Below are 13,459 nucleotides of genomic sequence, written 5' to 3'. Positions count from 1 at the left end.
CCAGCACAGCAGCTCAGCACGGCTGCAAAGGCGCTGAACCAGCGTCGCTCCCATCTCCTCACGCCCGCCGCCCGGACCGTCCCGCGCCCGCGGCCTCCCCTCCCGGGAGCAGCCGCGCCTCCCGCCCAGGAGCACAGATGGATCTCATCGCCGCCGCGCCGCCCGAAGGACCCGGCGCGGCCGCCGCCAGCGACCGCAGGCTCGGCCTGACCCGGACCGTCGACGTGGCCGTCGTCGGCATCGGGTACGCCGGCCTCCCCCTGGCCGTGGCCGCCGCGACGGCCGGCTACCGCACCCGGGGGCTCGACCTCAGCGACTTCCTGGTGGCGCAGGTCAACATCGGCCGCCCACCCGTGGACACGGTGACCGGCGCCGAACTCGACGCGGTCGCCGGACTGCTCGACGCCACCACCGATCCCGCGTTCCTGCGCGACTGCACGATCATCGCGCTGTGCGTGCCCACCCCGGTCGACCCCCACGGCGCGCCGGACCTCGAACCGCTGCTGACCGCCGCCCGCACGATGCGTCACCACCTCGCTCCCGGCCAGCTGGTCATCGTCGAGTCGACGACCTACCCCGGCACCACCGAGGGCGTCATCCGCGACATCCTGGAGGAGTCCGGGCTCGTCGCCGGACGGGACTTCGGGCTGGCGTTCTCCCCGGAGCGCGTCGACCCCGGCAACACCCGGTTCGGGTTCCACAACACCCCCAAGGTCGTCGGCGGCCTGACCGACACGTGCGCCGCCCGCGCCGCCGAGTTCTACGGCAAGCTGACCGAGCGGGTGCACGTCACCCGCTCGCCCCGCGAGGCGGAGGCCGCGAAGATCCTGGAGAACACCTACCGCCAGGTGAACCTGGCGCTCGTCAACGAGTTCGCGCAAATCTGCCACCGCCTCGACGTCGACGTGTGGGACACCATCGAGGCGGCCGCCACCAAGCCCTTCGGCTTCACGCCCTTCCGCCCCGGCGCGGGGGTCGGCGGCCACTGCATCCCCGTGGACCCGCTGTATCTGGTCCACCGCGCGACCCAGGCGGGCGTGCCGTTCCGGATGGCGGAGCAGGCCCAACGCGTCAACGACTCTATGCCCGTGTGGGTCGCCTCCCGCGCCCGGGAGCTGTTGGAGCGGCACGGCGTCCCGGTGCGCGGGGCACGGATCCTGCTCCTCGGCGTCACCTATAAGCCCGACATCGCCGACATCCGCCACTCGCCCGCCGAGCCGCTCGCCGCCGAACTCCTCGGCGCCGGGGCCGATGTGGCCTTCCACGACCCGTACGTCGAGTCGTACGCGGTACGCGGCCGTCAGCTCGCCCCGACCAGCGACCTGCGCGCGGGGATCGCCGCCGCCGATCTGACCGTCGTCGTCCAGCACCACAGCGTGTACCGCGCCGAACTGCTCGCGAAGGCACGGCTCGTGCTCGATCCCAGCGGACCCACCCCCACGAAGAACGGCCGACCTTCATGACGGCGCCCAGCCCCGCCACCGCACCCGTGGCAACCCCTCCGCCCGCCGTGGCCGCCCTCGTCCACGCCCGCGTCACCGACCGCCCGGCCGTGGTCGCCCTGCGCACTCCCGACTCGACCGTCAGCTACGCCGACCTGTGGCGGCGCGCCACGGACACCGCGCGTGACCTCGACCGCGTCGGCGTACGGCCGGGAGACATCGTCGCGATCAGGCTGCCGGCCGGTCCGGAGGCCGTCGTCGCGATGCTCGGCACCTGGCTGGCCGGGGCCGCGTTCCTGCCCGTCGACACGGCCACCCCCGACGAGCGGCGCGCGTACCTGCTGCGGCACTCCGGCGCCGTGGCGACGTTCGACCCCGGCACCGGTCCGGTCCTGGACGCGGGGGCCGCCGCCGCACGCCGCACGGCGCGACCGGCCGTGCGGGAACCGGCGTACGTCGTCTACACCTCCGGCTCCACCGGCACCCCAAAGGGCGTCCTGGTCGGCCACGAACAGCTGGCCGGTCACGTCGCCGCCACCGCGGCCCTGCTCGAACTCACCTCGTGCGACACGGTGCTTCAGTTCGCCAGCCTCGGCTTCGACGTCGCGCAGGAGGAGATCTGGCCCACCCTCGCCGCGGGCGGCACCCTCGCCTTCCACGGCGGCGTCCCCGACACCGCGTCACTGGCCGATCTCACTGCCCGGCTGGGCGTCACCGTGCTCCAGCTCCCCACGGTCTACTGGCGGATGGCGTGCGCCGAACTCGACGGCGCGACCGGTCCGGCCTTCGCGGGCGTACGCACCGTGGTCATCGGCAGCGAGAGCGCCACCACGGACGACGCCAGGACCCACCGGCGCACCCCGCTCGCCCACACCACCCTGGTCAACGGCTACGGCCCCACCGAGACCGTGATCACCGCGAGTGCCCTGGTGCTGCCCCCGCACGCGCCGCTGCCCGACACGGCCGGTCTGCCCATCGGCGGCCCCGTCGGCGACCGCCTGCTGCACGTGCTCGACGACGGGCGCGAACCTGTGGCCGACGGCGAGAGCGGCGAACTGTGGATCGGCGGCCCGCTGCTCGCCGCCGGATACCTCCACGAGCCCGCCCGCACCGAGGAGCGCTTCGCCCCCGACCCCTTCGCCGGTCATCCCGGCGCTCGCATGTACCGCACCGGCGACATCGTGCGCCGCCATCCAGCGGGTCACCTGGAGTTCCTGGGTCGCGCCGACAACCAGGTCAAGGTACGCGGCCACCGGGTCGAACTCGACGAGGTCGACCGCCACCTGCTCACCGTCCCGGGTGTGACCTCCGCGACCTCCTTCACCCTGGACGACGGCGTCGGGGGTCGCGTACTGGCCGCCGCCCTCGGCCGCTCCGCCGACGGGCCCGACCCGCGGGACGTGCGCGCCCGGCTGCGCGAGCGGGTGCCCGGCTACCTGGTGCCGGGCCGCATCGTCGTCCTGGACCGGCTGCCGCTCACCACCTCCGGCAAGACCGACCGGCGCGCCGCCGCCTCCCAGGCGGCCGCGGCCCTCGCCGCGACCGCCGCGCCACCGGACGGGGACGACGCGCTCACCCCCCTCGACGCGGCCGTCCGGATGCTGCGCGGTCTGCTCCAGGACCCGGACCTCGGCCCCGACGACGACTTCCTCGGCCGCGGCGGGGACTCCCTGATGGCCATGCGGGTCTGCGCGCGGATGCGCGCCCTCGGCGTGCCCCTGCGCCCCGCCGACCTGCTCACCGGCCGCACCGCACGCGCCGCGCTGTCCCGCGCCGCGGAGCGGACCGCACCCTCGGCACCGGCCGGCGAGGAGCCGGCCGGACCGCTCGACCTGCTGCCCGCGCAGCGGCGCTGGCTGTACGACGGCGACCTTCCCGAGCGCGACCACTTCTGTCTCAACGCGCTCTTCAGCACCGACCCCGGCGTCGGCGCGGGCCGGCTGCGCGCCGTCGCCGGGAGCCTGCTGCGCCGCCACCCCGCGCTACGCACGGTCCTCCACGCCGACGGCACGGCCTGCCTCGCCGAGCCGGACCCGGACACGTGTGTGCGCATCGTCGACCTCACCGGCGTCCCGGCAGCGACCCGCACCGCGCGCCTGGAGGAGGAACTGGCCGCTGCCCAGCGGTCGATGTCACTCGCCGACGGCCGGGTGTTCGCACTGCTGTACGCGGAACTCGGCGACGGTACGGCCCGACTGCTGCTGACCGTGCACCACTTCGTCCTCGACGGCGTCTCCATGGGACTCCTCGTCGACGAGTTGGAGGCCCTCCTCGCCGACGCGCCCCCGCCGCCGCCCGCGACCGGCCCCCGCGCCGTCGGCACCGCGACCCGCACCTGGCTGGACAGCCTCCAGGCCCGCGAGGACGCCGCGCAATGGGAGCGTCAGATCGGGGAGTTCACCGTCCTGCGGGCCGAGCGGAACGACGACGACCGGCTGCCCACGCTGCGCACCCACCGGTTCCGGCTGTCCGCCGAGGCCACCCGGCTGGTCACCCACGACCTGCCCGCCGCCGGCATCGCCCCGCACGATTTCGCGCTCGGCGCCCTGGTCGGTGGCCTCGCCCGCTGGACCGGACAGCCCGCGCACGGCGTCGACGTGTACGCGCACAGCCGTGACACCTCCGTCGGCGACCTGGACCTGTCCCGCACCGTCGGCTACGTACAGAGCACCTTCCCCGCCGTGCTGCGCTGGCAGGGCGAGGGCATCACCGCGCTGCGCTCCGCCCTGGAAGGCCTCCACGCGCTGCCGGAACGGCGGTACGGATTCGACGCGCTGCGCCACGCCTCGCCCGTCGAGGCCGAGCGGACCGCCTTGGCGGGGCTGCCCAGGCCCACCGTCCGGCTGAACTTCCGCGGCCATCTGCTCAGGCTGGAGCAGCGGGCGTCCGGCGCCGTGCTCCGGGCCGCCGACGAGAGCTTCGGCGCCCACCGCTCCCCCCTCCAGAGGGAGCGTTACCTGCTGATGGCGGAGGGCGACATCATCGACGGCGAGCTGGAGCTGAGCCTGAAGTACTCGACCGGTCGCTGGAGTCCGGAGCGGATCGCGGCGCTGGCCGAGGAGATCGAGCACGTCATGTACGCCGCGCTGGCGCGGGGCACGGAGGACGCCACATGAGCCGGTCCACCGCTCCGTACGTCCCCGGCATCCCCGCCGAGCACCAGCCCGCCACGGGCAGCGCACCCGGCTGGCCGCTCGTCCTCTACTTCCACCACGTCCACCCCGACGTCCGCCACTACACCGCGCTCACCCCCCGTGAGTTCGAACAGGGTCTGGCGCGAGTGCTGGAGGACTTCGCCCCGTACGACCCCTCGGCCCTGACAGCCGGCCCCGCCCCGCTGCGGCCGGACCGCCCCACTGTGCTGGTCACCTTCGACGACGGCTACCGCGACAACGTCGTGTACGCCGCGCCGATCCTCGACCGGCTCGGCGTGCGCGCGGTGTTCTTCGTCTGCACCGGTCTGCTCGGCCACCGCAGCGAACAGCCGCGCCAGGACCAGCTCAGCCACGACGAGTGCGACCGGCTGGCCGCGGCGGGGCACCTGATCGGCGCCCACACCCGTACCCACCCCCACCTCGACCGCTCCCCCGAGCACCTGGTACGCGAGGAGACGCTCGGCTCGGTCTCGGACGTGGCGGCCCGCTACGGGCCGGGCCCCGCCCGCCTGTTCGCCTATCCCTACGGGGGGATCCCCGACCCGCCGGCCCCCCTCGCCGCAGACGCGCTCGCCTTCGGCACCGTGCGCTCGGCCGCCGCGCCGTGGACGGCCGCGCCCCACGCCATCCGGCGCACCTACCTGCCGTCCGGGACGGTCGAGGTCTGGGACGGGCTGGTGGACCACTGGCGTGAGGGGTGGACCGGCGTGCCCACCGCCCCGCCGTCCGACTCCGCACGCCCCGAGGGAGGAACCCCATGACTGAACACACAAGGTGGCGGGACCGGTTCACCCGGGCCCTGCCCGCCACCGGGGAATCGAAGATCATCGCGCTGAACGCGCTGATCGGCTCCGTGGGAACCGGTATGTTCCTGGCGGGCTCGGCCCTGTACTTCACCCGTTTCGCGGGCTTGAGCGAGACCCAGCTCGGCCTGGGCATGGGCATCGCGGGCCTCGTCGGACTGGCCACCACCGTGCCCATGGGCCGGCTCGCCGACCGGTTCGGCCCGCGCAACGTCCTGCTCGTCGTCGTCCTGTGGCGGGCCATCGGCTACATCGCGTACCTCAACGTCAACGGCTTCACGGAATTCGTCGTCACGGCCTGTCTGCTGTTCGTCATGGACCGGGCCGGACAACCCCTGAACCAGGCCCTGGTGGGGCGCCTGATCACCGGCACCGAACGCAACCGCACCATGGGCTTCATCAGATCCCTGCGCAACCTCGGCTTCACCATCGGTTTCGGCATCGCCGGCATCGCCCTGACCACGGGTTCCGAAACCGCGTTCCGCTGGCTGTTCATCGGCAACGCGATCAGCTTCCTCTTCGTCTTCGCCTTCGTCAGCATGCTGCCCAAGGTCGGCCCCGCCACCGCGCCGAAGGGCGAGGACGGCGGCAAGGGCGCCGCGAGCGCCGTGGTCCCGCCGCTGCGCGACTGGCGGTTCGTCGCCGCGATGGCCTCCAACGGCGTGCTCTTCCTGCACGACGCCGTGCTCATCACAGTGCTCCCGCTGTGGGTCGCCGACCACACCCCGTCCCCGGTCTGGATGATCACCGTCCTGGTCACCACCAACACCCTCATCACGGTGCTCGGACAGGTCAGGGTGACCCGGCACATCGACAGTCTCCCCTCCGCCGCGCGCGCCACCAACTGGTCGGCCGTCCTGCTGGCGTTCGCCTGCTGTGCCTTCGCCGCCAGCGGTGTCGTCGACACCCCCGCCTGGGCGGCCGTCACGCTGATGGCCGCGCTGCTGCTGCTGACCGTCGCCGAGCTCCTGCACTCGGCATCCTCCTGGGAGATCTCCTTCGCGCTGTCCCCGGAGGCCGCCCAGGGCCGCTACCTCGCCTTCTTCAACCTGGGCTTCTCGGCCGCCGAGATCGCCGGGCCGGCCGTCGTGCTGTGGCTGCTCGCCCGCACCGGCTCCTCGGGCTGGCTGATCCTCGCCGTGTGCTTCCCGCTCGCCGCCGCCCTCAGCTGGGTGGGCACCCGCCCGAGGAAGCCGGCCGCCCCGGAGCCGGCCGGAACCGAACCCGCCACCGTGTCCACCCCCACCGCCGCCTGAACCCACCGCATCCCCGGAGGAGCACCATGTCCGACACTCCGCCTCTCCAACACCTGCTGATCGTCAGCGGTGGCCGCGACCTGCCCGACCGGGCCCGCGACGCCTGGCCCGGATTGCGCACGACCGTCATCTGCCGGCCCGAGGTCGTGCCCCGGCTGCGCAGCCGGGAGAAGATCGAGCGGCTGATCGTGCTGCGCGAGGACGCGTCCGTCGACGAGTGGGTCGCCGCCGCCCGGTTCGTCCACGCCGTGGACCCGGTGGACCGGCTCACCAACTTCACCGAGAAGGACACCGAGAAGACCGCCGCCATCGGCCTCGACCTCGGCCTGCCCTGGCACAGCCCCGAGACGGTCCGCGCGGTCGCCGACAAGTGCGAGATGCGCCGGGTCCTCGCCGCCGCGGGCGTCGGCTCCGTCACCGCCGAGACCGTGCACGACGCCGCGGGCGTCCTCAAGGTCGCCGAGCAGACCGGTTATCCCCTGATCTGCAAGCCCGTCCGTGGCGTCGCCAGCAAGGGCGTCACCCGCATCGACGGCCCCGCTGACATCGAGCGCGCGCTGTCCTGGGGCGCCACCGGCGCGGACGACCTCGACTCTCCCGAACTGCTCGTGGAGCCCTTCCTCAGTGGCGACGAGTACAGCGTCGAGGCCGTCAGCGAGGACGGCGAACACCTCGTCATCGGCGTCACCCGCAAGATCTCCGAGCACGACCACTTCGTCGAGGTCGGCCACGTCGTCCCGGCCCCGCTGCCCGAAGCGGACGAGCGGCGGATCACCGCGACCGTACGGGACATGCTCACCGCGCTCGGCGTGCGCCACGGAGTCACCCACACCGAGGTCATCGTCGCCTCCGACGCGGTGCACGTGGTGGAGACCCATCTGCGCCCGGCGGGCGACGAGATCCCCGAACTGTGGGCCCGCGTCAGCGGCGTCGACCTGATCGACGTGGTGGCCCGCCAGGCCGTCGGCCTGAAGGTCCTCGACGAGGTACGGACCACGCTCGCCCGCACGCCGCAGGGGCCGCGCGCGGCCGCCATCTGGTACGCCTGCCCGGACGCCGTCGGCGAGATCGTCGAGGTCACCGGCGGGGACGAGGCGCGTGTCCTGGACGGCGTCGTCGACGTCGAGGTGCTGCGCGAGCCGGGCAAGCGGCTCAACGGCGTGACGGGCTCCTTCGCCCGCGGTGCGCACGTCTGCGCGGTCGGCGCCACCCCGGAGGAGGCTCTGGAGCGCGCCAAGGAAGGCGTGCGGAAGCTGGCCTTCACCGTACGCAGCGACGGCATGGCCGCCCGCCACGACGACCTCACCATCGGCTGACCTGACATCGGCCGCTTTGCACCACCACCGGGTTCACCACACGCACGAGTACGAAGAGAGAAGACCATGACCGACCAGACCACCAACGACTACGCCCTCGGCGGCCTGCACCACGTCCAGCTCGCCATCCCCGCCGGGGCCGAGGACCTGTGCCGCCAGTTCTGGGGTGAGGTGCTGGGCATGACCGAGCTGGAGAAGCCCCCGGTGCTCGCCGCGCGCGGCGGCTGCTGGTTCCGCGGCGGCGGCCTGGAGGTCCACCTCGGAGTGGAGCAGGAGTTCAGCCCCGCCCGCAAGGCGCACCCGGGCATCCTCGTGCGGTCCCTCGAAGGCCTGGCCAGGCGCCTGGAGGAGTGCGGTCACGAGGTGACGTGGGACGACAACTTCCCCGGCATGCACCGCTTCTACGCCTTCGACAAGCTCGGCAACCGCTTGGAGTTCCTGGAGCCCAAGGCCGCCTGAGCCCCGGAACCGATCGTCCCACCGCCGTCCACCCGTGCGCCGCACGGCACTTGAGGAGCCAGTGATGACCGAAGCAGCGGGCAGGCCGCCCGCACTCAGCGTGGCGGACCTGATCGTGGCCGAGGGCCCCGAAGGCGCCGAGCGCATCCTGATCGCCGGGCTGACCGTCAGCGTGGCGGCCGGCGAGATCGTCGCCGTACGGGCCGACGACGCGGCCTCGGCCCAGGCCCTGGTCCAGGTCCTGGACGGACGGCGGCGGGCCCAGTACGGCGCCCTGGCCGCGGGCACCGGTGGGCGCCCCCGCCGGGTCGCCCCGGTCCGGCCGGCGAGCGTGACGGTGGTACGGGCCGGACAGGCCCCGCCCACCGGAGCGGGACCCCGTCCGGTCGTGGTCGTCGACGCCACCGCGTCGGACACCGGCGCGGTGGCCACCGACGTGGCGCGCACCGCGGCCCGCGAGGGAAGTGGGGTGCTGCTGGTGACCACCGACGCCGACACCGCCGCCGAAGCGGACCGCGTCGTCCACCTCAACCGCCCCCCGGCCGCCCCGGCTCGGGCCCCGGAGCAGGCGCTCTTCTCCACGGCTGCCCTCACCGCCGCCGCGATCGGTTCCCTCACCTCCGCCGGAGTCGGCGAGGAGCGCGCCGCGCTGGTGGCCGGAGTGCTCGTCGACGCCGACGTGCGCGGCCACTTCTCGCATGGGGTCGGGCTGCTCCCGATGTACCTCGACCGGGTCGAGCGCGGCGGCATCGACCCCGCCGCCGAGCCCGAGTGGATCTGCGAGGACGCCCCGGTGGCCGTCCTCGACGCCCGCGGCGGCTTCGGACAGGTCGCCGCCGGACGCGCCGCCGAGCACTGCGCCCGGCGGGCGGCGGCCACGGGCCTCGCGGCCGTCGCCGTGCGCGGCAACAACCACGTCGGGATGCTCGCCGCCTACCGCGAGCACTTCGTCCGGCACGGCGTCGTGGGCCTGATCCTCAACATCTCCGGACCCAGTGTCGCCGCCCCCGGCGCCGGCCGTCCGACCCTCGGCAACGACGCCGTCTGCATGGTCGTCCCACGCGGCGAAGGGCGCCCGCTTGTCGTGGACTTCGCCACCGGATCCGTCGCCAGCGGCAAGATCCGGCACGCCGCCCACCGCGGCGAGCCCGTGCCCGCCACCTGGCTGGTGGACCGGCGGGGACGGCCCACCACCGACCCCGGGGAACTGGACCGCGGCGGAGCGGTACCGGTGTTCGGCGGCCACAAGGGACTCGGTGTCGCCGTGATCACCGAGGTCCTCGCCGGCATCCTCGCCGGGGGGACCGTGAGCCCGCTGGTGCACAAGCAGCGCGCGGAGCCCGAGCGCTCCATGGACTGCTCGCAGCTCTTCCTCGCCCTGTCCCCGGCGGCCTTCGGCGATCCCCCCGTGGACGAACTGCTCGACGTGCTGTCCGGAGCCGTCACCGCCGGCTACCCCCAGGGCGCGCCGCGCGTGCACCTGCCGGAGCAACAGGAGGAGCTGGCCGAGGCCGCCGCCCTGGACTCCGGGATACCCGTGCCCCTGACGGTGGTCGAGCGGCTGGGCTGGACCGCGGACCGCACCCCGGCCGCCTCGGGAGGCACCCGATGAGCGTGGGCGTGGGCCTCGTCGGCTTCGGCTCCGCCGGACGGCAGCACGCGGCCGCCCTCGACGGCCTCGGCGCCGCCGAAGCGGTGGCGGTGCTCGAGCAGGACGCGTCCCTGGACGTCGGCGGACTTCCCCGGGCGGCCTCCTGGCAGGCCCTGCTCGCCGACCCGCGTGTCGAGCTGGTGGCCCTGTGCCTGCCGCCCGGCAGCCGGGCCGCGCTCGCCGTGCAAGCGCTGGAGCACGGCAAGGCGGTCCTCCTGGAGAAGCCCCCGGCCGTGTCCGTGGCCGAGATCGACTGGATCACGGACACCGCGCGCAGGTTCCGGAGGCCCGTCGGCGTGATGCTCCAGCACCGGATGCGCCTGCCCGCCGCGGTGCTCGACGCCGACTGGGCGGACCCCGCCGTCACCGCGGTCCTCGAAGTGTCCCGCTACCGCCCGCCCGCCCACTACCGCAGGGCCGGCTGGCGCGGCGACGCCGTCTCCGCCTTCGGCGGCATCGCGGCCCACCTGGGCGTGCACTACCTCGACCTCGCCTGCCAGCTCCTCGGCGAGCCCCGGGCAGTGCGCCTGGCGCCGAGCAGGCAACTGGCCCCCGGCATCGATTCCCGGGTCACCGGACACATCGAGTTCCAAAGCGGCGCCACCCTCGCCTTCACGGTCACCGCCGAGTCCGCGTTCCGCAGCGAACGGCTGCAGATGCTGGGCCCCGACGGCGGGCTGTGTGTCGCCGACGGGATGGTCACCACCCAGCTCGGCGAGACCGGCCAGACCCTGCCGACGGTGCCCACCCCGCGTCTGCGGCGGATGGTGTACGAGGAGATGGCCGAGGCCGTCACCACCGGACTGCCGCCGCGCCGCTGCCACCTGGAAGGCGCGCGCGCCGTGACCGCGATCCTGGCCTCCGTGGCCCAAGATCTGGCGGTGGCGGCGTGAGCGCCCCCGCCACGCGGGTGGGCCTCTCCTCGGGCTCCGCCCCGGACCTCACCGCCGACGCCCTCGCCGCGCTCACCCTGGACCTCGGCGGCAGCACCGTCGACGTCCGCGCGGGCAAGGGCCACCGCTGGGAGGACTCGGGTGGCGTCGCCGGGCTGCGCGCCGCGGGCGTCGACGTATGCTTCGTCGGCACCGGCATCGTCCTCGGCGACCCGGCCCACCCAGCCGCGCGCTGCGGGGCCCAGCCCTGGCTCGAACCAGGCCTGTCCGTCAAGGTGTTCGCGGCCGAGGGCTGCACCGCACCGGACCGCGTGGACCTGACGGTCGCCCAGATCGCCGCGCTGTCCGCCCGTACCGGGGACGGCCGCCTCGTCCTGGTGGAGACCCACCACGGCTACGCACCCGTCGACGAACTCGCGGCACTCTGCGAGCACCACGGCACCGCGATCCTGCTCGACACCATGGGTCTGGCCCGCATCACCCCGGACCCGGCGTCCGCCGCCGCCCGCCTCGCCCCCTGGACCACCCACGGTCAGGTCAAGGGATTCGCCTGGGACGCCCCCGACACCTCGCGGCACCAGCCGCTCGCGACCTGCGCCGCACCGACACGGGAGGTGCTCGCCCGGGCCGGAGACCTGCGTGCCGTCACCGCCGAGACGAAGGCGCCCTCCCTGGCGGAGGACATCGCGCTGCTGCGCCAGTGGTACGCCTCCGGCGCCCGGCCCGCACCCGATTCACCAGCCCTCCTCGAGGAGATCCTCCCTTGAGACTCGCCATCATCAACGACGAGTTGTCCCAGGACATCGACGAGGCGGCCGCCGAGGCGGCCCGCCAGGGCTTCGGCGGCCTGGAGATCCGGTCCTGCGGCGGCGTACCGCCCCACCTCATGGACGACGCCCAACTGACCGCCGTACGCGAGGCGGTGACCGGACACGGCCTGCGCGTCGCCGGATTCGACCCGCCCGCCCTCAAGTGCGCCCTGCCGCGCACCGACGCCGACATCACGAGCGTGCGCGACCTGGTCGTCGACGCCGTCCGCCGGGCCGAGCTCCTCGGCGCGCCGTTCGTCCGCGTCTTCACTTTCTACCGCGAGGGCGACCCCGACCCGCGCACGGCTGCCAAGGCCGCCCGGGAGGTCCTCGACGGCGTCCCCGCCGACCGGGTCCCGCTCGTCGTGGAGACCGGCATGCGCACCAACAGCCCCACCATGCGCCACACCCTGGAGTTCCTGGACGAGCTGGGAGACGACCGGCTCGGCATCCTCTGGGACCCGGGCAACAGCGTCTTCAGCGGCTGGGATCCCGCGCCCTTCCCGGACGACTACGAGACCGGCCGCGAACGCATCCGGCACGTCCACGTGAAGGACCCCGTCGGCACCACCGCGTACGTCCGCCTGGGCGACGGGGACCTGCCGTGGCCCCGGATCCTCACCCGTCTCGCCGAGGACGGCTACGACGGCTGGGTCTCCCTGGAGACGCATTGGCGCATCGGCCGCGTCCTCACCCAGGCCCAGCGCGACGAGCCCTGGGGCGAGGAGTTCACCGCGGGCGGCTTCGAAGCCAGCGCCACCTGTATGCGGCGGCTGCGCGCGATGGCCGAGGCCGTCGGTGCCCTGCCCGCCACCGGAACCGCACCGCACACCGAGGAGCCGGTCGTATGACCACGTCCCCCGTCATCCTGCTCGGCGCCCAGCGCTGCGGCACCACCGCCTTCGCCTACGCCATGAACCTGGCCTTCCACGACGCGGGCGGCCACTTCACCGTCAACGGCAAGCTGCCCTACCTGCTGCACCGCTGGCTCACCCGCCAGGACCTGGCCGACCGCCACCTGCGCACCGACGAGATCCTGCACGCCCTCGACCGCCGGCCGCCCGACGGCGCCGGCGTGGAGGGCTGGCGCGCCCGTGTCGAGACCAGCCTCCGCGCCGCGGCCGCCGACGTCGCCGAGGGCCGCGCCGAGGACGACCCCGCCGCGCTCGCCCGTCGTATCCTCGCCGAGAGCAACGCGGGCCTGCCGTGCTGGGGTGACAAGTACAACGAGTACCTGCTGCACCTGCCCTGGCTGGACGCCGCGCTGCCCGACGCGCGGTACGTGATGCTGGTGCGCCACCCCGAGGAGGCCGCGCGCTCCATGCTGCGCTGGACCGGCGACCGGCCGTGGCTGCCTCGGACCGAGGCCGCCGCGCTCGCCAAGTGGACCGCGTGGAACCGGCACTGGGTGGACTTCGCCCCCGGGGTCCCGGCCGAGCGGCGGCTGGTCGTCGAGTACCAGGCCCTGTGCCGGGGCGAGGAGACCGCGCGCCTGGAGGAGTTCACGGGCCTGGACCTGGGCCGCTACCTGGCCGGGCTCAGCCCCCGTCGGCCCGCCGCGACGCCCGGTGCCGGCCTCCCGCAGGACACGGCCGCCGTGTGGGACGCGCTGCGGCGGCAGGCCGCCGCCGACACCGCCCCGGCATCCGCCCTCACCGCGACCACCCAGAGGTGA

General features: G+C 74.3%; 11 protein-coding genes. All 11 read left to right on the top strand.

Annotation, left to right across the window (positions count from 1 at the left end; genetic code table 11):
- Positions 1–137 precede the first annotated feature (137 nt).
- The 11 genes from ACIBA9_RS33740 (at position 138) to ACIBA9_RS33690 (ending at position 13,459) form a co-directional block, all read left to right on the top strand.
- Positions 138–1,463 (top strand): nucleotide sugar dehydrogenase, encoded by a 1,326-nt coding sequence (locus ACIBA9_RS33740; protein WP_399369057.1) that lies wholly within the window; start codon positions 138–140, stop codon positions 1,461–1,463.
- Positions 1,460–4,558 (top strand): amino acid adenylation domain-containing protein, encoded by a 3,099-nt coding sequence (locus ACIBA9_RS33735; protein WP_399369055.1) that lies wholly within the window; start codon positions 1,460–1,462, stop codon positions 4,556–4,558. The genes ACIBA9_RS33740 and ACIBA9_RS33735 overlap by 4 nt, the downstream gene beginning before the upstream one ends.
- A complete protein-coding gene (locus ACIBA9_RS33730; protein WP_399369053.1) occupies positions 4,555–5,358 on the top strand; it encodes a polysaccharide deacetylase family protein in 804 nt (267 codons plus the stop codon). Before ACIBA9_RS33735 ends, ACIBA9_RS33730 begins: the two co-directional genes overlap by 4 nt.
- A complete protein-coding gene (locus tag ACIBA9_RS33725; protein ID WP_399369051.1) occupies positions 5,355–6,656 on the top strand; it encodes an MFS transporter in 1,302 nt (433 codons plus the stop codon). Before ACIBA9_RS33730 ends, ACIBA9_RS33725 begins: the two co-directional genes overlap by 4 nt.
- Before the next feature lie 26 nt (positions 6,657–6,682).
- Positions 6,683–7,972 (top strand): ATP-grasp domain-containing protein, encoded by a 1,290-nt coding sequence (locus ACIBA9_RS33720; RefSeq protein ID WP_399369049.1) that lies wholly within the window; start codon positions 6,683–6,685, stop codon positions 7,970–7,972.
- 66 nt (positions 7,973–8,038) lie between these two features.
- Positions 8,039–8,431 carry a glyoxalase gene (locus tag ACIBA9_RS33715; RefSeq protein WP_399369047.1) on the top strand — a complete coding sequence of 131 codons (393 nt, stop codon included), beginning with the start codon at positions 8,039–8,041 and terminating at the stop codon, positions 8,429–8,431.
- 64 nt (positions 8,432–8,495) lie between these two features.
- Positions 8,496–10,043 (top strand): Ldh family oxidoreductase, encoded by a 1,548-nt coding sequence (locus tag ACIBA9_RS33710; protein WP_399369045.1) that lies wholly within the window; start codon positions 8,496–8,498, stop codon positions 10,041–10,043.
- Positions 10,040–10,975, top strand: a complete 936-nt coding sequence (locus ACIBA9_RS33705) for a Gfo/Idh/MocA family protein (protein ID WP_399369043.1) — start codon at positions 10,040–10,042, stop codon at positions 10,973–10,975. The genes ACIBA9_RS33710 and ACIBA9_RS33705 overlap by 4 nt, the downstream gene beginning before the upstream one ends.
- Complete coding sequence (locus tag ACIBA9_RS33700; protein WP_399369041.1) at positions 10,972–11,742, top strand: hypothetical protein; 771 nt, start codon at positions 10,972–10,974, stop codon at positions 11,740–11,742. Before ACIBA9_RS33705 ends, ACIBA9_RS33700 begins: the two co-directional genes overlap by 4 nt.
- Complete coding sequence (locus ACIBA9_RS33695) at positions 11,739–12,635, top strand: sugar phosphate isomerase/epimerase family protein (protein ID WP_399369039.1); 897 nt, start codon at positions 11,739–11,741, stop codon at positions 12,633–12,635. Before ACIBA9_RS33700 ends, ACIBA9_RS33695 begins: the two co-directional genes overlap by 4 nt.
- Complete coding sequence (locus tag ACIBA9_RS33690) at positions 12,632–13,459, top strand: sulfotransferase (RefSeq protein WP_399369037.1); 828 nt, start codon at positions 12,632–12,634, stop codon at positions 13,457–13,459. The genes ACIBA9_RS33695 and ACIBA9_RS33690 overlap by 4 nt, the downstream gene beginning before the upstream one ends.

Source organism: Streptomyces sp. NPDC051452 (assembly GCF_044454765.1).
Lineage (GTDB): Bacteria > Actinomycetota > Actinomycetes > Streptomycetales > Streptomycetaceae > Streptomyces.
This window is presented reverse-complemented; position numbering and strand designations above follow the sequence as displayed.

Coding starts and splice junctions, on each gene's coding strand:
- ACIBA9_RS33735 (WP_399369055.1), top strand. CDS start 1,460: ATGACGGCGCCCAGCCCCGCCACCGCACCCGTGGCAACCCCTCCGCCC.
- ACIBA9_RS33710 (WP_399369045.1), top strand. CDS start 8,496: ATGACCGAAGCAGCGGGCAGGCCGCCCGCACTCAGCGTGGCGGACCTG.
- ACIBA9_RS33740 (WP_399369057.1), top strand. CDS start 138: ATGGATCTCATCGCCGCCGCGCCGCCCGAAGGACCCGGCGCGGCCGCC.
- ACIBA9_RS33720 (WP_399369049.1), top strand. CDS start 6,683: ATGTCCGACACTCCGCCTCTCCAACACCTGCTGATCGTCAGCGGTGGC.
- ACIBA9_RS33725 (WP_399369051.1), top strand. CDS start 5,355: ATGACTGAACACACAAGGTGGCGGGACCGGTTCACCCGGGCCCTGCCC.
- ACIBA9_RS33730 (WP_399369053.1), top strand. CDS start 4,555: ATGAGCCGGTCCACCGCTCCGTACGTCCCCGGCATCCCCGCCGAGCAC.
- ACIBA9_RS33690 (WP_399369037.1), top strand. CDS start 12,632: ATGACCACGTCCCCCGTCATCCTGCTCGGCGCCCAGCGCTGCGGCACC.
- ACIBA9_RS33715 (WP_399369047.1), top strand. CDS start 8,039: ATGACCGACCAGACCACCAACGACTACGCCCTCGGCGGCCTGCACCAC.
- ACIBA9_RS33705 (WP_399369043.1), top strand. CDS start 10,040: ATGAGCGTGGGCGTGGGCCTCGTCGGCTTCGGCTCCGCCGGACGGCAG.